Consider the following 20,303-nt stretch of genomic DNA (forward strand, 5'->3'; position numbering starts at 1 on the left):
TTATTGATCGTAATAAGCTTTATACTTAATATTCGGCGACAATACATGAAGCAAAATAATACGTGAGTAGCGGTAATTAAAAGGATAAAGAATAAAACAACCAGCAAAAATCGCAATCAAATAATGCCAAAAAGTTGCATCAGTTAGTGGACCAAAAAACAGGTAAGTAATAAAACTTACGAGGAGCATTTCGATTACATTCATAGCGTAACTAACGTACATGGCCGCATAGAAATATCCAGGTTCAATTTCTATCCGCTGTGAACAATAACTGCAAATTTCTTTAGTATGCTGAATATTCCAGCCATACATACTGCCCGTAAATATATCTCCCCTACGACAGTGTGGGCATTTGCAGTTTACGATTGCAGAAAGCTTGGAAGTTTTACCAGACATGTTTAGTTTAAATGAAAAGGTTCTTTTTTCATATTTAACGCCACATTTTTCTTTCGGTATTTCTTGTACCAGATCACCCCAATTACTATTGCCATAATGTAAGGAATGGCCAGTAAATATAGAACACCTGTATTTAAACCAGCCGAAACGGTATTGCCATTTTTTACGCCTTGCTCTGCATTGATGCTACACATGGCGCATTGTGCTTGTGCATTAGCAGTGAAAAGTAAAATGCAGGCAATTGAAAATAAGATAAAAGTGAATGTCTTTTTCATCATTGCAAATATAAGATTTAACGTGTGAGGGGTAGAAAAAATTATGTCATAAAAAAACCCCGCTGATGAGGCGGTGTTTGTGGGAGAGAGATTATTTTTAAACTATTAAGTGATTACTTAATTGCCTTTTCCAAAAAATAAAGACTATTAATAAAACCAAATTAATTGCGATAAACAAATACGAACCTTCAAAAACCCAAGAAACAAGGTTTAACACAATAAGCATGGCACAGCTTATTTTAAACTGTCCTATTTTTTTATAATGAATCTTATAGTCATATAGACCTGAGAAGGCAAAAAGTATAGCCAGAATTAATCCCAGCATTTTCACCTCAAAAGAAAAAACTTTTTCGTTAATTAATATAAAACATACATGGTTCGACAAAAAAATCAAATAGCCTAGTATTTGCCTTACAATGATTTGCATTGGAGATTTTATAAATGATTTATAATAAAGATATGCACAGTCAAATTCGACTTATATTTTAGAATTAAGATCGATTTTTAAACCAAAAAATTCACAGAAAACCCCGCTGATGAGGCGGGGTTTAAAAGAGAGTCTCTTAGATAAAGTTTAAAATATCGGAACTAATTTTAACGTTCCAGCGGAATTATCATAATATCCATTAGGATACCCTACTGCTGCCGGCTTTCTCGTCAATTCCTTAACTGTGATGCCATTAACGGTTACAGGTTCTAAAAACTCAATACCAGTAGGTGTAACCCTAAAAGAGTACACGTCTGTAAGCGACTCTAATTCCATAAACCAACCAAAAGTAAGCGGAATATTACCAGTAGAAGTTTCAAATCTGTAAGAGTTTGGTGCGTAGTAGGCTTGCCATGCAGCTTTGTAACTGGCGATTACTGTAGCTGGATTTGATGGCATAGGTACCATAACAATAAGAGTGCCTCTTTTTCTACCTTTTAAAATTACAGAATCAGCGTCGGCTTTGGTTACTAAAAACTCTAGATCGCCACCCAAGCCACCATCGTTACTTACTAACCCCGTAATCGCTCCAGGCGCAGCAAAATAAGCTAAAATTGAGTTGTAGGTATCGAAAGTTAATATTGGACCAGCACCCGGATAAACCTTATAAGAACTGGTTACATTACTTGCCGTATAATCTCCCTGTACATTCACATCCGTAGCGGATGTGAAATTAACAAATAAATTAACCCCACCATAAGGCGCATTTGTACCTGGATAATATTGCATAATCCAGCCATTTGGCTTACTCCTCAAAACGGTTTGTGCATTAGCAACCGCTGCATTTAAGCGAACTGTTGGACTATCTTCAAATATTCTGTCTTTCTTTTTATCACAAGCAGCAAAAAAAAGAAGACTAGCCATTAGTAATAAATAATAATTTCTTTTCATAATATAATAAGCTTATAATGATGTTTGATCAAAAGTGGCCAAGTTGGCTTTTCTATTTACAATGTTAGCTCTTAACACATCCATATCTATATTCCAAACCGTTAACATATAGTTTTTTACTGCTATAAGTTTGTTATTGATAATTGTTCTTCCAGCAGCTGTACTTCCAGTTACGTTTAACATCGCGTTGAATTGAGCTGCAGATAATGTAATATAAAATGAATAGAGTTCAGCAAAATCTTCTTTAGCAGAACTGCTCGCATAAGGGGAAATGAAACCAGCAGCAAGTGCTGCACCATTACCAGCCGCTCCTGTGCCCCATACAGTACTCCAAATGTCATCAACATAGGTATTTCCAGATATCGCTTGGAAACTAGATGGAAAATCGGTTGTTTGATTTAATATATGTTGAAATTCATGATGAATGGTATGAAAATAACTATCAGTCAAGAAATCAGGATTAACACCTGTTGTTGCATTTAGTGAATTCACCTCATATAAGGTTATTTTCTTAGCACCTTCGGCAGTACCTAAAATTCTGGTTCCATTGTTATTATAGGCCGCTGAACCAATAAAATTAATCAATTTAGGAAAATATTGTTTAATGAATATTTTACTTCCAGTAACCTCATCATAAGGCTCAAAGCCTAAATATTTAAACAACTTGGTTAATCGAATAGAGCTAGTATAACTTGCCGGAAGCAAATTATAGTTCAAACTTGACTCTTTATCAACATATTTATATAAAATATCTACATTATAATTTAATACATAGTTATTATAGATATAATTATCTAGCGGGTTTTTTTCAATGGTTGAATCGACAAACACACTGTTCGCATCCAACTTTTCTTTTTTACAGGCGCTCACTACTAGTGTGCTTGCAAAAAGAATTAAATAAATATTTTTAAATTTCATGTCTATCTTGGATTAGGGGTTAAACCAGAACTGATTACATCTTGAGGCAATTGTAATGCTCTTCTATTATCTCTAACTACTAAAGTATTTGAACTAATTGGGCCAACTGCTCCTGCAACAATTGTACGCCTTGTAATTTCAATACCATAACGTTTTACATCAAACCAACGCAATCCTGTTAGCAATGTTTCTGCTCTTCTGTAAAACAATAGTGCATGTAACATATTTTCCTGTGTACCAGCTTCAATCACAAACTCTGCATTAAATTTCTTTTTTGGAGTCGAAACTGCTGGCGTAGAATAGGCGAATCCGTTGGCCCAAGCGTTAATAGAAGCCTCGGTTAACTCAGGTGTTGCTACCGTATAAGTATTGTTCACAAAAAGTTGCATATCAGCGATGGCAGGAGCATAGTTTTTTAATTGGATATTTGCTTCAGCTCTGGTTAGCAACGCTTCTTCTGCAGTAAATGGAGTAAAAACACTGTGTGTATAGCCAATACCGGCTACAGGATCTGTGTACTCAAACTGGTAAGAAACATGTGGTAGCAATACTTTATCCAAATTTGCACCTGAATAAGTATATGTCCTAACTCTATAGGCCGGAAGAGCTGTTCCATAATTGAAATGCGGAGTTCTGGTTGTTAAGATAGATTCTTGTCTAGCGATATAATTTCCATGGGAGTATCTACTTCCAGTGTAATAATTACCAAATGCTAATGCAGCAGAAGATGCTGGCGTACTAATTAAAAAGTTAGCTTTGATCGTACTGGCATTGTATTCTCTGGTTGTATTTGCAAAATTTGCAGAATAGGTAGAGATATATGACCAGTCACGAAGATATGCCCCAGGAGAATTGTTGAATGATGCTGTTGCATAACTTACAGCTTTTGTCCAATCACCTTTATACAAAAATAACCTTGCTGCAAAAGCATTTGCTGCAGACTTATTAAAGTGATATTTGGCCACATTGGCATTAGAATAAGAAGCATCATTAATTAATGGCACCCCAGCTTCTATATCTTTGATCATTAAATCGTATACCTCTGCAACTGTGTTTCGCTCATACTTTGGATTAAGAGTAGTTTCCGATTTCGTCATATAAGTGATACCCAAATCAGTTGTTGATTTTGTTGGAGAATAATGCTGAGCAAATACATTTACCAATATAAAGTGGCCGTAAGCTCGTGCTACCAAAGCTTCTCCTTTAGCAGCAGTTAATGATGCAGGATTACCTTGTTCTTCTATCGCAGCAAGGGCAGCGTTTGCACTAGCTATCGCACTATAACAGCCGCTCCACAATCTATCGATACCATCATTATTGGTTTCAGTTATATCCTGCCAATTAAATGCCTGAGTCGAAAACCTATCGCTGTAAGGATTTGTATCACCGTAATCGTCAACATTATCCGAAGACAATTCTGTAGGCAATACATATGAATTTTGAGGGTATGCAGATACCAGCATCTTCGATATCTTTTCCGTATTGTTTAGTTCCGCTCTATTGTCAGGCAATTCATCCAAATATTTCTTACAAGAAGAAATGTTTAAGATAGCTACTGCACAAATGGCTATGAATAAAAATTTATTTTTCATCTTAATTTCTTTAATTAAAATCCAACTCTTAAAGTTAAAGTATATTGTTTTGGTATTGGCAATGCCACACCACCAGCATTTACAAACTCCGGATCTTGTCCGTTCAGCTTCTTATCTGCATAAAGCAACCATAAATTAGTAGCATTTAAACGTAAGCCTAAGTTTGCTAATCCTAATTTAGCCAGTTTTGCTTTAGGAAAATCGTATCCCAAAGAGATATCTTTTAATCTAATAAAATCACCTTTAGCAACATTTGCGGAAGAATAATTGTAAGAATTATAAGCAATACTGTAATCACTGTCATTCCTTAGATATCTTGTATCTAGAATTACTGGTACGTTAGTTCTTAATTCATCACCAGGAACGGTCCACGCATCAAAGAATTCTCTTGTATTAGCATCCAAATCGGTGTAACCCGTTCTAAATGCTGGATCTAAACGCACTACGTTCCCGTAAGAATAAGTTACAAAAACATTCAGTTTGAAGTTTTTGTAAGCGAAAATATTTCCAAAACTACCTAAATGTGTAGGCTCTAACGTTCCTTCATATTTTAGGAAATCCACTTTATCTCTATTTTGAAGGTAAACTCCTGATACCGTTTCTGTTCCATCATCATTGATAAATACCGGAAGACCATCATTTTGTATTCTTACAAAAGGAATTGAAAATAATGAACGAGCTGGGTAACCTTTCAAACCATAACCTGTTCCCGTAATATAATCAATTACCCTAGCGTTATTTTCTGATTCTGTTACCTTATTGGTTGCATGAGTGTATATAAAATTAGCTGTCCACGAAAAATCTCCCTTTTTCAAAACTGTACCAGCAATACTTACCTCAATACCGCTAGACTTCATTGCTGCCACATTACCATATTTAGTAATTTCACCACCTAAGCCTTGAGTATTTACAATACCTATTAGATCAAAGTTGTTTCTTTTGTACCAATCTACATCTATGGCCAACCTATTTTTAAACAAACCTAAGCTTGCACCTAAGTTTAACTCATGTTTCTTTTCAAAGGTTAAATCAGAGTTCTCTAAATTATCAATTTGTAAACCTGTTTCTCTATCGCCTGCAGTTGGTCTCCATGGATTATAACTGCTGTATATTGCTTGTGAATTGGTTACATAGCTTGGCCCTCTGTTAGCTGATAAGCCGTAAGATCCTTTCAAAGACAAATTAGAAAATGGTGTATTTAATTCCTGAAAGAACTTTTCTTCCATTACATTCCAAAGCCCTGACACACTCCAGGTAGGTAACCACCTGGCTGAAGTTGATCTACCCAAACGGTTTGAGCCTTCATATCTTCCTGTTGCTTTTATGGTATATCTATTATCGTAAGTATATGCTCCTTCACCAAAAAATGCCACTTCTTTACTTCGGGTATTTCCTACCCTGAAATATTCTGTATTTTCTTCAGCACCTCTCTTAAACACACGGTAATCAGTAAAGGGAATTTCCCCTAATCCATACTGCAAGCCCCAACCTCTATTCCAATTATTATTTCTCGATATCTCACTTAATGTAGATCCACCAACAAAATCAACTGTATGCTTGTCTGCAAATGTCTCATTGTATTGTGCTGTAAGGCGAAAATCATTACTAGTCATTTTATAATCAGTACGATTGTAGATACCGCCTGAAGGTAAAATAGATACAGGAACCGCATATAATATACTTGGATCAGTATATAAATATGGATTTGCATCTCTTATGATTGTTGTACCCATCGCACGGTATGCCATCGCCTGATTGGATTCATCTTTTATATAATGTTGTTGAGATGTTTGTTGATATCTGGTAGATGCGAGAAAGCCAAAGTCTAACGTTTTTAAAGCTTTCCATCTTAACTCACCTTGAAATTTAACATCCGCGACATTTACATCCATGTAATTGTTCTCCATCTCTTTTAATATATTAAATGGAGCGTAGTTTCTGGTATAGGTTTCGTTCGGATCTAACGTCCTTGATGAGTTTAATGCATAAGAAAAAGGATTGATATCAAAATCACGACCAACTGTTCCAAACACCACATCAGTAGATTGCCCCAAAGTACCAGGTGCTCTTTGATCTCTATAAGATCCATTAGAGAGTATGGTTAATTTCAAATTATCACGTAAATTATAAGTAGCGTTAAAATTTGCAGTATATCTTTTAAACTTACTTTGCTTAGACCATCCTGGATCAGTGATAGCACTTAAAGAAGAGAAATATTGTGCTTTTTCTGTTCCAGAACTCATGCTGATCGAATGATTTTGAGCAATGTTCGTACTGAACAATTCATCAAACCAATCGGTATTTCGGTATTCAGCTTCTCTTAAATAAGCATTTTTTGCCTCTTGCGTATTTAGTAATTGACCCGAATTAATCAATTGATACATTTTTCCGTAAACTCCGCTATTCGGCGCATTAGATACGCTTGAGTTATTCAACCAACCTCTTTGCTCCAACATTTGGTAAACGCCCATTTGTTCTTGAGAGTTCATGATGTTAAAGTTGTTATATGAAGGTATTGCACGTGTAGTAAATTCAGAAACATAATTCAATGAATTAACACCCACTCTACCTCTCTTTGTGGTAATTACAATAACCCCGCCCATGCCTTTTGCTCCGTAAATTGAAGTCGCGGCACCGTCTTTTAAAATCTGAAAAGACTCAATATCATTTGAGTTTAATCCACCTACTGCAGAACTAATTAAAGTCAGTGCGTCACCTGACGACAAGGCATCAGAACTTATGTCGGCCACGTCCTCTAAAATAACACCATCAACAACCCAAAGAGGCTTTGAACTACCGTAAATAGAAGTTGCCCCACGCACTCTAATTTTAGGCGCTGTACCGAAGGTTCCTGTAGTATTTTGAACAACAACTCCAGCAACTTTTCCATCTAACATCCTACTAGGATCTGGCAAACCACCAATTTCTGCATCCGATACTTTTAATCTTGATGTAGCACCAGTAAATGTTCTTTTATCTACCTGAGTACCCATACCTGTAACTACTACATCATCCAGCTGACCTGCATCTTCCTGCAAAGAAATATCAATAGTATTTCTTCCGTTAACTATAACATCTACCGTCTTATAACCAATTGATGCAAAAGATAACGTTGCGCCATCCTGAACAGTTATTTGGTATTGTCCTTGACTATTTGTTGATATTGCGTTGGAAGCCCCTTTCTCTTTCACACTTACACCTGGCAAGGGCGATCCGTCTTTTTTGTCTCGAACAGTACCTTTTACTGTGATAACTCTTTCTGATTTGATAAGCTTAGTGCCGTCTTTCATCATGGACCTTGCTTCTAATGAGGGAAGAAAGGTACAGCAAAAGAGCCCCAAAAGGCAATAGCTGATTCTCCCTACATGTTTTTTGTAGATTTTCTTCATAGAAATTAATTGATTAGTTTATTTAAGTTTTTAATGCGAAACACCTTCAGTCTTCACAAAAAGCGAAAACAAGGAATTTATAATTAATAGTTTGTTTGTTTGTAAAAATTATTTGGGGATAATTTTTACTAATATAAAAATTATTTAACAAAAAAGTACTTTTTATAATAAATACAGAATTTCTAAATAGTATCGAAATGCAACGGAAGTTAAGAATGAAGGTGCAGGATTAATTGGGCAAAATATATAAAACTAGCTGTAATAAGGTGATATCATCAAATAAACGATTACCCCGGTTACAGCAACATACAGCCACATTGGAAAAGTAATCCTTGCAATTTTTCTATGCTTGTCAAAATGTTCGGCCAGTGCCCTAACGAAAGTAACTAATACAAAAGGAATGATAATTACCGACAGGCAAATATGAGTGATGAGAATAAAATAATAGATGTATTTAATAGCGCCCTCACCTCCAAATTTTGTCGAATCAGCTGTCATGTGATAAGCCACATACATCCCTAAGAAACCTACAGATAAGCCAATGGCTACTTTCATCAGGTTTTCATGAAGCTTTTGTTTGCCGTTTTTTATTGCCCAAACCGCAATTACCAATACAATGGCCGTTATCCCGTTTATGGTGGCGTAAATTGGCGGCAAAAAAGATAATGGCTTTACATCGTAACCAAGTTTCCTTAAGTTAACTCCAAATAACAATGCAACTACCAAAGGTATGGCGATTGACAATACAACAATCCACTTATTATATTTCGTTTCAACTGATGACTTCATTTCTACTTGTGCCCTTAAATACTTTTTACTTTAAACTTTTCACTTTCAACTTTTCAACCTACCTGCCATCCTTTAAATTGCGTAGATATTCTGCTATAAGCACTTTTATTTCGTCCTCTAACCTACTTTTAGCTTCGGGATTATCAATTTCATACATGCCTCTAATTCGATGTTGAACATCTATCAATAATATTTTGTTACCAAATATGAAATTGGGTATCTCCTTTGATTCATCTTTAATTACATCAAGTAAAAGCCCTTTTCGGATTAAAGGATAGGTTGTTGCTGTATCTCCGGTAAGCAAATCCCACTTACCAGGCTTGGCCTGAAATTGATTGGCGTAATCAAAAACTTTGTTTTTATCATTTGGATTTACAGAGATACTTAAAAAGCGGACAAGTGGCTTTTTGGTGTAACCAGCTGACAACTGACTGATGTATTTAGCCACATCTTTACTCATCGCATCAGCAAAGAAAAGATTGAGAACAATTATTTTATCCTTTACAGAACCTAGATCAATAATTGCACCTTGTTGATTGACGAGGCTAAAATCAGGAATTTGGTGATAAATGGTATCTGGAATTTTCTTCCCTTTCACGGAATGAAACGTAGATGCTACTACCTTTTCCCCGAAGATGGGCAAGCTCTTATACCTGTTTTTAGCAAACTGTGGCAATAAGTAAAAAAACAAAAATCCTGGTATAGCCAATATGCTTACCAGGATTAATACCTTTTTAATTGGGCTTCTTTTCATTAATGGTTCATCATGTGGATGTTAAGAAATCCACCTTCAATTAACATTAAAACGATGAAGTAAATAATGAAAATGAACGAAACGGTAAGCGAAAGCTGAAGTCCTAATTTTTCATACTTTAAGTGCATAAAGTAAGCCACTATATAAAATGCTTTTAATAAAGTTAATGCAATATATACAAAGTTACCTACCCCATGAGAGATATAGCCTTTAGGCAAAATCACCAACGCGATAATAAATTCAATTACCGTAATCAGTAATAAGATACCAAATACCTGCCAAATTTTTCTTTTGCTTAGGCCTGCATGTTCTTCGTGTTCGTGTCCTTCTGTTGTATGTGAATGATGCTCTGACATGATAATATTTTTAGATATGATAAATTAAACCAAATAGAAGAATGTAAATACAAACACCCAAACTAAATCTACAAAGTGCCAGTACAAACCAACCTTTTCAACCATTAAATAGTGACCTCTTTTTTCGAAAGTTCCGTTAATAGTCATGATTAAGATAATGATATTGATTAACACACCACTAAATACATGGAAACCGTGGAAACCTGTAATAGTAAAGAAAAGGTTTGAAAACTGTTGTGCTGCTACCAAAGAAACATCACCAGAAAACAAATGTTTTAATTCTTCTGCTGATGGTATTTTTCCCCATCCAAATCCTTCATGGAATAAGTGAGTCCATTCTAATGCCTGACAGCCTAGGAACATAAAACCACCAATAATAGTAGCCACCATCCACCAGATCACTTCTTTTTTAGAACGTCTGTGTCCTGCTTCTACGGCTAATACCATCGTTACAGAACTCATGATTAAAATGAAGGTCATGATACCCACAAATACTAATGGATAACCACTATCTGCAAGACCAGGTACGGATTGGAAAACCAAATCAGGATCTGGCCATGTTAATTTTGAAAAACGCTGAGCGCCATAATAGATCAATAGCGATGAAAAAGTAAAAGCATCTGACAAAAGGAAAAACCACATCATGATTTTACCATATTCTACCGACCACGGAGAACGACCACCATTCCATGGTCCGGTTTTAACTTGATCTAATTGTGATACTGAATTCATTTGGAAATAGTATAATAGTTTGTTAACAAATTTAACGGTTCAAAAGTAAAAAAACATACAGATATATCCATAATATATCTATAAAATGCCAAAAAATAGATGCGATTTCCATGCGATATTGGCTTTTCGCTAATGGAATATTTCTGTAGCTCCCCACTAAAGCACTAATTATTAAAAAAGCGCCAGCTATAATGTGTAGCAGGTGAATAAAACTCACCACATAAATAAACGAAATTGCTGCATTATTACCTACGAGGGTTGCACCTGTTTTGATCATACTGCCCCATGCATTAAACTGCATTACACCGAAAGCAATAGCCAATAGCACAGTTACCAAAAGCAAATTTCTTTGTAACTTGAAATTTAATTTACGCAACGCCCTAGATGCTAAGAAAAGCGTAATACTACTGGCGATAATCACCAGACTAGAATAGATAAAGGCATCGGGCAAAACCAAACCATGCCCTTTTCCTTTTGATGCAGAAAACACAAGATAATAACTTGTGAAACCACCAAACATAATTGTTGATGATACTACAAATAACCATACTATAAATTTTCTTGGCTTTGGATCAAATGTATCTTGGATATTTTCCATTGTTAGAACCATAAATTATTTTGCTATAAAATTTAATAATAAACCCAACTGTACGGCAGGGATGTAAAAAAACGAACAGAACATTACTTTTTTTGCATCAACTAATTCTCTGTTTAATAAAAGTTTTAAAGCCAACCAGCTAAAAATAAGCCCGGCTATTAGCGATAAACCAGCAATGTAACAACCACCGAAACCGTAAAAGGTCGGCAATAAACTTACCGGAATCAAAATTAACGTACTTACAAAAGTTAATAAAGCTGTAGCCTTATCGCGTTTTTTAGTGGGTAAAAGTCTGAAACCAGCTTTTTTGTAATCATCATCCAACACCCATGCAATTGCCCAAAAATGTGGAAACTGCCAAACGAACTGGATTAAAAATAATATTCCTGCGATGTAATAATCAATTTCATGAAACATTTCTGCTTTCAAACTTCCGAATGCTGCCAGGTAACCGATAAGTGGTGGCAATGCACCAGGTATAGCTCCAACAAAAACCGCAATCGGTGATTTACGTTTCAAAGGTGTATAAGCAAAAGCATAAAGCAAAATCGAAAATACTGACAATAGCCCGGTCTCGAGGTTAAGTCTTCCAAGTAGCCACGTTCCTACGAAAGCCATAAACACGCCCAAAATTAAGCCCTGTCCGGTTGTCATTCTCCCTGCAGGCATTGGTCTATCTTTGGTACGAGACATCAGCTTATCTAAGTCTTTCTCAATAATTTCATTGAAACAGTTTGCGGCTGCTGTTACCAAAAACCCACCAGCAATCAAAATGCCCCAATTTCCCCAATCAATAGATGGAATATGGCCTCTGCCTACTTGCATTTTCTGACCGATCAAAAATGATATCGATGCAGAAAATACTACCGTAAACGATAGCCTGAACTTGATAAGTTTAGAAAAATCAGAAATAACTTGTTTCAATTCTCTTTTTATTATTGCTTATAAGTACTTGTACGGTAAACCAGCAAGTACAAATAAAATTGTAAACTAAATAGCAGCGTAGAAAACAAAATGTGTATGGCTTGCGCTGCCGGTGGAAATGCGATATAAGCTAAAGCAAAACCACTTAAAATTTGTATGAGAAGCGTGATTAAAATAAAACGGGCAGTTAATAATGGGGCTGCTTTTCCGCTAAAGCGATCAATAACCATTTTATAAACGATCGCATTTGCAACCACTACTAATATGGCCAAGTCACGATGATATGAAAAAACAGAACCCACTCTTGCTATCCAACTTCCTCTGAAATTGTATGAGAGTGATTTAGCAATTACATCCACCGACTCTCTTACCTCAGTACCTAATATGATTTGAACAACACTAACAATCAAGGTGAAAAGCAAAAATCCTTTTAGCCATAATATGCGGTACATAATTACGGATTGTGGTTTGTTCAGCTGTTTCGCATAGTTATAAGTATATATGGAAATGGCTAAAATTACAATGGCCAATAACATGTGTACGGTAACTACCCACTGTGCCAGGTTAGTCGAAACCACAATAGAACCCAGCCAGGCTTGATATCCCACCACTAAAATATTCAGGATACTTAAAAAAATGATCCTCTTTGCTGATTTCCTATAGGTAAAAGAATACACCGCTGTTAAAAGCAAAAATATTCCTGCAACAACTCCCGTTAAACGGTTAATATATTCTACCCAAGTTTTTGCCGGATTAAATTCTTCAGGCAGTGTAATACTTTTATCATTCCTGATGCTATCTGCCAATTCAACTTTGCCCATACTTTCTAGGTATTTAGCAAATTTTTCATTCTTTTTTAACCTTCCGGCAACATACTTCTCTTTATAATCTGCAGGAAGCTGAGATACATCAGTAGGTGGAACATAACGGTCAAAACATTTTGGCCAATCAGGACAACCCATACCCGAGCCAGTACTGCGAACAATACCGCCGGCAAGTATAACCAATAGTGTAACTATGATGGTTATGAAATTGATCCTAATAAAACGTTGTTCTGATCTGCTGACCATATATCTTTTAAGATGAAAAGGGTATCCGGATAAGCAGAAACTTAATCAGATACCCCTTTTAAAATTGTATTAAAGCTAAAAGCTAGTTATTCTCTTCTACAGGATTAGCCAATTCCCAATCTTGTTGAATTTTCTCTGCTTCAGCATTTCCTTCAAAATCATGAGGCAGGTTTGAACTCATGGTTTGAGAGAAAGGAACCGTTTGTGGAATAAAATCTACATCATGTCCTGGTTTGCTATAGTCATAAGGCCATCTGTAAACTGTTGGAATTTCTCCTGGCCAGTTACCGTGGATATGTTCAACTGGTGCAGTCCATTCTAAAGTATTTGATTCCCAAGGATTTTGAGGTGCCTTTTTCCCTTTGAATATCGAATAGAAGAAATTGAACAAGAATGCTACTTGAGCCAATGCTGCCATAATAGCCGCCCAAGTTACAAAAACGTTCACCGTTAACCATTTTTTCATGAATTCGAATTCAGTGAAAGCATAGTAACGACGAGGTACACCATCTAAACCTAAGAAGTGAAGTGGGAAGAATACCAGGTAAGCCGCGATGAAAGTTAACCAGAAGTGTAAGTAACCTAATTTAGCATTCATCATTCTACCAAACATTCTTGGAAACCAGTGATAAACACCTGCAAGCATACCAAAAATTGCTGCAGAACCCATTACCAAATGGAAGTGGGCAACTACAAAATAAGTGTCGTGTAGGTTAATATCCAGTGAAGCGTTACCTAAGAAGATACCGGTTAAACCACCAGAGATAAAGAATGAAACTAAACCAATAGCGAACAACATGGCTGGAGTGAAACGTATGTTACCTCTCCATAGCGTAGCTAAATAGTTAAATGTTTTTACCGCTGAAGGTACGGCAATAATCAACGTGGTTATCATAAATACACCACCCAATAGCGGGTTCATACCGGTAACAAACATGTGGTGACCCCAAACGATGAATGAAAGTACGGTAATACCAATCAATGAATAAACCATCGCATGATAACCGAAAATTGGTTTACGTGAGTTTACAGAGATTACTTCAGATGAGATACCCAAAGCTGGCATAATTACGATGTATACCTCAGGGTGACCTAAGAACCAGAATAGGTGTTGCCATAAAATTGGAGAACCACCTTCGTTTGGTAAAATATCAGTACCTAAAACTATATCAGATAAATAGAAACTTGTTCCAAAACTACGATCGAACACCATCAATACCACCCCAGCTACAAGAACAGGGAAAGATAAGATACCTAAGATAGCCGTTAAAAAGAAAGCCCAAATTGTTAATGGCATTTTCCAAAGGTCCATACCTTTAGTACGCATGTTTAAGATTGTACTCACATAGTTGATACCCCCCATTAATGATGATGCCACGAAAAGTACCATACTAATTAACCATAATGTCATCCCCATACCAGAACCTGGCATTGCTTTCGCAACTACAGATAAAGGCGGATAAACCGTCCAACCACCAGAGGCAGGTCCTGTTTGGATGAAGAACGAAGACATCATGATCACACAAGCCATAAAGAAGAACCAGTATGAAAGCATGTTCAAGAATGGCGATGCCATATCTCTTGCACCAATTTGCAATGGAATAAGTAAGTTACTAAAAGTACCACTAAGCCCTGCAGTTAACACGAAGAATACCATAATGGTACCGTGAATGGTAACTAATGCTAAATAAAAGTCAGGTTTGATACGACCGCCCTCAGCCCATTTTCCTAAAAAAGTTTCTAAGAATGGAAAGTTTTGATCTGGCCAAGCCAATTGAATCCGGAATAAAATTGATAAGCCCATTGCTATTACGGCCATAATGACACCCGTAATTAGGAATTGCTTAGCAATCATTTTGTGATCCATGCTGAAGATATACTTCGAAATCAACGTCTCCTTGTGGTGTCCGTGATCAGCGTGGTCGTGATTGTGTTCGTCGTGTAATGCTATTGTTGACATATTCTTTTCGCTCCTGCTTAATATTATTTATTTAAAGCCATTTGGTTTCCTTTCACAGCTGCCGAATCGGTTGCTGATGAATCTCCCTCTGCTGCTGGTTTAGCAGGTGCAGGCGCCACTGGCAAATTAAATTGTTTTCTTAAATCGTCGTTTAAGTATGTTTTTTGTTCTGCAATCCATGTTTTGTATTCAGCTTCTGATACTACACGTACATCTTTTTGCATGTTATAGTGACCAGATCCGCAGATTTTAGCACAGTAGAAAAGGAACTTAAAATTAGGATCATTGGTTTCCTCCTGCATCTGACGGGTAGTCTTTGTTGGGGTAAATTCGAAAATAGTTTGCATACCTGGTACAGTATTCAACTGAACTCTGAAGTGAGGCATGTAAAAACTATGGATTACATCTTTACTGTTTAAGATTAATTTAACAGGCTTACCAACAGGAATAACCATCTCGTCAGCCATTTCGTCATCACGAGAATTTAAATCTTTAAAATCAATACCTAAAGTATTTGATGCAGTTGTCAATTTATAGTTTTTCTTTCCTACAATACCATCAGCTCCTGGGTAACGGATAGACCATTTAAACTGCTCCGAAGTTACTTCGATTTGAAGTGGTTTGTTATTAGGATCTTCAACTTTGAAGAAGATTGATCTCCACGTTAAGAAACCCATCAACACTAAAACTGTTAATACTAAGGCTGGAACTATTGTCCAGATTTTCTCAATCGTATTATTGTGTGGATAGTAGTAAGCTTTTCTTTTTGCAGAATACTTGTAGATATAAGCAAAACCAAATAATAAAATGTGCGTAGCAATGAATACAATGGTCGTGATAATTAATGTTAAGTTAAACATTTCATCAATCTTCTTTCCATGTTCTGATGCAGCATCAGGCAATAACATAGAACCATGAACGGTATATTCCCAATACACACCGTACAAACCTAAAACCAAGAACAATGCAAATAAGCTTGCATGTACCCCGTTCCAGTTGATACCAATTGGCTTACCTTGCGCTTCGCGGCTTAATTCATATACTTTTATTGCTTTACCAATAATAGCGATGAATACACATACGGCAAGGAATATCAGCGTATAAAAAATTACTGATTTGTAAACCTCTCCCATATCAACTTTCGGTGCCGCTGCAGCACCTGCTGCTGCCTCTTGCGCAAAAGCGCTGGTGTTTGCAAAAACAGTAAGTAATACTGCCAAAGCCGCGGTCGTTTTATTCGTGATAAACTTTCTTAAACTCATTTCCTTAAAAGTAGTACGCTGTACTTCTATAATAATAATTAAATATTTGCTCTATACTATCACCTATTAAAGCTGGTGATGCAAACTTTCTTGTAATAACGGATGATTCTTTGCAATTAAAGGTTTCTTGCTTAAGTTGCTTAGAACTGTAAAGGTAAACAATCCTACAAAACCTAAGGCAGTACCGATTTCGACAATACCGAAACCATTGTGTCCATCTTCTACAGCACCTGGCATAATCATTTGGTAGTAATCTACCCAGTGACCTAACAATACTACGATAGAAACAAATAACAACTTCGCATCTGTTCTCTTGTTGTCTCTGTCCATTAATAATAAAACCGGAGCTAAGAAGTTCATCGCCAGGTTTAAGAAAAACCAGAACTTGTAATATTCAAAGCGTTTGTAGAAATAAACAGTTTCCTCTGGCATGTTTGCATAGTAAATTAATAAGAACTGTGCGAACCATACGTAAGTCCAGAAGATAGAGAAACCGAAAATAAATTGACCTAAGTTATGTAAGTGGCTATTGTTAACCCATTGCATATAACCAGCTCTCCTTAATAAGATGATGATGATTGCAATGGTAGCTAAACTACTCACCCACATTGCGGCAAAGTTGTACCAACCGAACATAGTTGAGAACCAGTGCGCTTCTAATGACATGATTGTATCGAAAGCAAAAATTGGTGTAGTGAAACCGTAAATTACCAGGAAGATACAAGCATTTTTAAAGCTCTTTCTGTATGAAGCTAATCCACCAGCTAAATCTTCATTATATGAAAGTTTAGTAAAGCTTATTGCAAATGCACTGTAAACACCCAAAAATACTACCATACGACCTAAGAAGAAAGGCACATTTAAGAATACGGCCTTACCTGCGATCAATGAATCGTAATTAGGGCTATTTGGATCAGTTAATCCATCAGCATGCCAGTGGTGGTATAAATTATGTGTATATAAACCAGCAGAAATAATCACGATTAGGATTATAGAAGCAATAGGCAATGTTTTGGCCAATGCCTGTGGTACACGTAAAATTGAAGCAGACCATCCTGCTTGCGCAACAAATTGAACAGCTAGGAAAAACATACCTGACATACAAACGCATGCAAAGTAATATCCCATAAGCAACAAGTTAGCAAAAGTACGCTCATGCATTACTTTATCACCAGTAAAACCGTAACCAATAGCAATAGCACCTAATATGATACCAACAATGCTCAAGGTTTTTACTTTACCTGTAAACTCAAACTGTTCACTGAAATTAATATTGTGAGTTCCCATTTATATTCTGCTTTACTATTGTCCTTTTTGTAATTGTTGAACATACATCACTACTTTCCAACGATCTGTTGGCGTAATTTGTGAAGCATGCGAGCCCATGTTATTTACACCGTAAGTAATGGTGTGATAAATTTTACCTGCAGTAAGATCTACCATGTTACCACCACGAGATGAAGCGCCTGTTTGATATGCCGGTACACCGCTAAATTTCTCAATTTTTACCAAATGGCCTTGACCATCACCTTTTTCGCCGTGACAAGGGCTACAGAAAACATTGAATAAGTGCTTTCCTTGTGCCAAGTTAACGGTATCAACAGGCAATGGATTTACCATACTTACCCCAGCTGCTTCGTAACCTTCTTTAGTGTTAGGAAATTCGTCGTACTCTGTAAAACCAACAGGTTTTGTATTTGCAGGTGGCGTTTGTGCTGCCTGACCTTTAAAACTAGCCAGTAATTTATTAGCCGTATCAACAGGTTGATCCGGGTTTAATGCTAATGCATCATACATATTCCTGGCATATTCTAAACCAGTACTGCGTTTATCTTTACAAGCGGATACTGTAGCTGCGAAAGCGATAGCTAAAAACGCTGTATAAACAAATTTATTCTTATTCATAGCTAATGTACTTCCTTTCATTATACTTTACTTCTAAAGCACCTGCATCTTTTAATAAACCATCAATAACAGTATGCGCTGCATTATCTTTTGCATCAACAGCAATCACAAAGCGATCGTCTGTTGCACGAAGATCCATTACTCTTGGCGCTCTTCCTGGAAACAAATGCGTAGATGCATAATAAGTTAAAACCATACCGAAAGCACAAAACAATACAGTAAGCTCGAACATTATCGGAATAAAATCCGGCAATGCAAATGATGGCTTACCACCAATGTTTACTTTCCAATCGATTACTGCGCAAAAATAAATTAATGCAAAAGCTGCGCAAGTTCCAGTGATACCAAAGCAAAATGCTGCAATATCAATTCTCGATCTTTTAATCCCTAATTTGGCTTCTATTCCGTGTATAGGCATTGGCGTATAAACATCGTAAATGCTTACACCATTTTCCTGAAGTTTTTCGATGCCATGCATCATTTCATCAGGATCACCAAAGCTGCCTAAAATATATTTGATATCACTCATTGTTATATTTTTGCGTAATCTTCTTGTTTAACACTATCAAATTTCTGTAACGACTCTACGTATTCTGCTACGTATTCTTTGTTCTCATGCCCGTCTTTAATCTGTTTCATTTTCGCTTGCTCACTTGCAGATTTTAATAATAATTTAACCTCTGCGATAGCGATTGAAGGCAATACCCTTAAGAATAATAAGAATAAAGTAAAGAACAAACCGATTGAACCTACGAATACACTCACATCAACCCAGGTTGGATAAAACATTGCCCAACTCGAAGGGATATAATCACGGTGTAATGAAGTAACGATAATTACGAAACGTTCGAACCACATACCTACGTTTACTACGATTGATAAAATCCAGGTAGCTTTGATGCTTAAACGGATCTTTTTGAACCATAACAATTGCGGAGAGATCACGTTACAGGTCATCATCATCCAGTATGACCACCAGTAAGGACCAGTAGAACGGTTGATGAAGGCGTATTGCTCGTACTCAGAACCTGAATACCATGCAATGAAGAACTCAGTTAAGTAAGCCACACCTACAATTGATCCTGTTAAGATGATGATTTTATTCATCGACTCAATGTGGAACATGGTGATGTAGTTTTCAAGACCCAATACTTTACGTGCTACCAATAATAAGGTTAACACCATCGCAAAGCCTGAGAAAATCGCTCCCGCTACAAAATATGGAGGGAAGATTGTGGTATGCCATCCTGGTATTACTGATGTTGCAAAGTCCATTGATACAATAGTGTGCACTGAAAGTACTAATGGGGTTGAAATACCAGCCAGGATTAATGATACCGCCTCGAAACGTTGCCAGGTTTTAACACTTCCACTCCATCCGAATGAAAAGATAGAATAGATTTTTCTGCGTGTTCCTACTGCACGATCGCGAATGGTTGCAATATCTGGCAATAAACCTGTGTACCAGAATAATAATGATACCGAGAAGTAAGTAGAGATGGCAAACATATCCCAAACCAATGGTGAGTTAAAGTTTACCCAAAGTGAACCAAACTGATTTGGCAATGGTAAAACCCAATAAGCCAACCATGGACGACCCATGTGTGATACTACGTACGTTGCTGCACAAATAACGGCGAAGATTGTCATCGCCTCTGCAGAACGGTTAATGGAGTTACGCCAGTTTTGACGGAAAAGCAATAGTACCGCTGAAATTAGCGTTCCGGCGTGACCGATACCTACCCACCATACGAAACCGGTGATATCCCATGCCCATCCAACTGTTTTATTTAAGCCCCATGCACCGATACCATTCCAAAAAGTGTAACTCACAGCTACAACCCAAAGTAAAGCACCTAATGCTGAAACGATGAAACCAATCCACCAAGCCTTGTTCGGCTTGTTTTCTACCGGTCCTAAAATATCATCCGTAATTTTCGCATACGTGATATTATCGCCGGTAATTAATGGTTCTCTAAGTATTGATTCGTTATGTCCTGACATA

Annotated in this window: 19 protein-coding genes; all 19 read right to left on the reverse strand. The window is 36.7% G+C overall.

Annotation, left to right across the window (positions count from 1 at the left end; all coding sequences use genetic code 11):
- Positions 1-396: a DUF983 domain-containing protein gene (locus tag OQZ33_RS07435; protein ID WP_265798423.1), complete on the reverse strand. Its 396-nt coding sequence runs from the start codon at positions 394-396 to the stop codon at positions 1-3.
- A 2-nt stretch (positions 397-398) separates the two neighbouring features.
- Positions 399-674 (reverse strand): hypothetical protein, encoded by a 276-nt coding sequence (locus OQZ33_RS07440; RefSeq protein WP_265798424.1) that lies wholly within the window; start codon positions 672-674, stop codon positions 399-401.
- Between the two features lie 571 nt (positions 675-1,245).
- The gene (locus OQZ33_RS07445) at positions 1,246-2,049 is read right to left on the reverse strand and encodes a DUF4302 domain-containing protein (protein ID WP_265798425.1); all 804 of its coding nucleotides are present in this window, start codon (positions 2,047-2,049) and stop codon (positions 1,246-1,248) included.
- Between the two features lie 12 nt (positions 2,050-2,061).
- Positions 2,062-2,967, reverse strand: coding sequence for a zinc-binding metallopeptidase (locus OQZ33_RS07450; protein WP_265798426.1), 906 nt, complete (start codon positions 2,965-2,967; stop codon positions 2,062-2,064).
- Positions 2,968-2,969: 2 nt separating this feature from the next.
- Positions 2,970-4,559 (reverse strand): RagB/SusD family nutrient uptake outer membrane protein, encoded by a 1,590-nt coding sequence (locus tag OQZ33_RS07455; protein ID WP_265798427.1) that lies wholly within the window; start codon positions 4,557-4,559, stop codon positions 2,970-2,972.
- Positions 4,560-4,573: 14 nt separating this feature from the next.
- A complete protein-coding gene (locus OQZ33_RS07460; protein ID WP_265798428.1) occupies positions 4,574-7,948 on the reverse strand; it encodes a SusC/RagA family TonB-linked outer membrane protein in 3,375 nt (1,124 codons plus the stop codon).
- A gap of 252 nt (positions 7,949-8,200) precedes the next feature.
- Positions 8,201-8,737: a DUF420 domain-containing protein gene (locus OQZ33_RS07465; RefSeq protein WP_265798429.1), complete on the reverse strand. Its 537-nt coding sequence runs from the start codon at positions 8,735-8,737 to the stop codon at positions 8,201-8,203.
- 58 nt (positions 8,738-8,795) lie between these two features.
- Positions 8,796-9,491, reverse strand: a complete 696-nt coding sequence (locus OQZ33_RS07470) for an SCO family protein (RefSeq protein WP_265798430.1) — start codon at positions 9,489-9,491, stop codon at positions 8,796-8,798.
- Positions 9,491-9,847 (reverse strand): cytochrome C oxidase subunit IV family protein, encoded by a 357-nt coding sequence (locus OQZ33_RS07475; RefSeq protein WP_265798431.1) that lies wholly within the window; start codon positions 9,845-9,847, stop codon positions 9,491-9,493. Before OQZ33_RS07475 ends, OQZ33_RS07470 begins: the two co-directional genes overlap by 1 nt.
- Before the next feature lie 24 nt (positions 9,848-9,871).
- Complete coding sequence (locus OQZ33_RS07480; RefSeq protein ID WP_265798432.1) at positions 9,872-10,579, reverse strand: cytochrome c oxidase subunit 3; 708 nt, start codon at positions 10,577-10,579, stop codon at positions 9,872-9,874.
- 31 nt (positions 10,580-10,610) lie between these two features.
- The gene (locus tag OQZ33_RS07485) at positions 10,611-11,177 is read right to left on the reverse strand and encodes a cytochrome c oxidase subunit 3 (protein ID WP_265798433.1); all 567 of its coding nucleotides are present in this window, start codon (positions 11,175-11,177) and stop codon (positions 10,611-10,613) included.
- Between the two features lie 15 nt (positions 11,178-11,192).
- Positions 11,193-12,101: a heme o synthase gene (gene cyoE / locus OQZ33_RS07490; RefSeq protein ID WP_265798434.1), complete on the reverse strand. Its 909-nt coding sequence runs from the start codon at positions 12,099-12,101 to the stop codon at positions 11,193-11,195.
- Positions 12,102-12,112: 11 nt separating this feature from the next.
- Positions 12,113-13,171 carry a COX15/CtaA family protein gene (locus OQZ33_RS07495; protein WP_265798435.1) on the reverse strand — a complete coding sequence of 353 codons (1,059 nt, stop codon included), beginning with the start codon at positions 13,169-13,171 and terminating at the stop codon, positions 12,113-12,115.
- Positions 13,172-13,253: 82 nt separating this feature from the next.
- Positions 13,254-15,131, reverse strand: a complete 1,878-nt coding sequence (locus OQZ33_RS07500) for a cytochrome c oxidase subunit I (RefSeq protein ID WP_265798436.1) — start codon at positions 15,129-15,131, stop codon at positions 13,254-13,256.
- Positions 15,132-15,154: 23 nt separating this feature from the next.
- Positions 15,155-16,393, reverse strand: a complete 1,239-nt coding sequence (locus OQZ33_RS07505) for a cytochrome c oxidase subunit II (protein ID WP_265798438.1) — start codon at positions 16,391-16,393, stop codon at positions 15,155-15,157.
- A 66-nt stretch (positions 16,394-16,459) separates the two neighbouring features.
- The gene (locus OQZ33_RS07510; RefSeq protein WP_056848394.1) at positions 16,460-17,680 is read right to left on the reverse strand and encodes a hypothetical protein; all 1,221 of its coding nucleotides are present in this window, start codon (positions 17,678-17,680) and stop codon (positions 16,460-16,462) included.
- 15 nt (positions 17,681-17,695) lie between these two features.
- Positions 17,696-18,319 carry a c-type cytochrome gene (locus OQZ33_RS07515; RefSeq protein ID WP_265798439.1) on the reverse strand — a complete coding sequence of 208 codons (624 nt, stop codon included), beginning with the start codon at positions 18,317-18,319 and terminating at the stop codon, positions 17,696-17,698.
- Positions 18,291-18,827 (reverse strand): DUF3341 domain-containing protein, encoded by a 537-nt coding sequence (locus tag OQZ33_RS07520; RefSeq protein ID WP_265798440.1) that lies wholly within the window; start codon positions 18,825-18,827, stop codon positions 18,291-18,293. Before OQZ33_RS07520 ends, OQZ33_RS07515 begins: the two co-directional genes overlap by 29 nt.
- A gap of 2 nt (positions 18,828-18,829) precedes the next feature.
- Positions 18,830-20,302 carry an NrfD/PsrC family molybdoenzyme membrane anchor subunit gene (nrfD, locus tag OQZ33_RS07525; RefSeq protein ID WP_265798441.1) on the reverse strand — a complete coding sequence of 491 codons (1,473 nt, stop codon included), beginning with the start codon at positions 20,300-20,302 and terminating at the stop codon, positions 18,830-18,832.
- Position 20,303: the final 1 nt, after the last annotated feature.

The organism is Pedobacter sp. MC2016-05 (genome assembly GCF_026239735.1).
Taxonomy (GTDB): Bacteria; Bacteroidota; Bacteroidia; order Sphingobacteriales; family Sphingobacteriaceae; genus Pedobacter.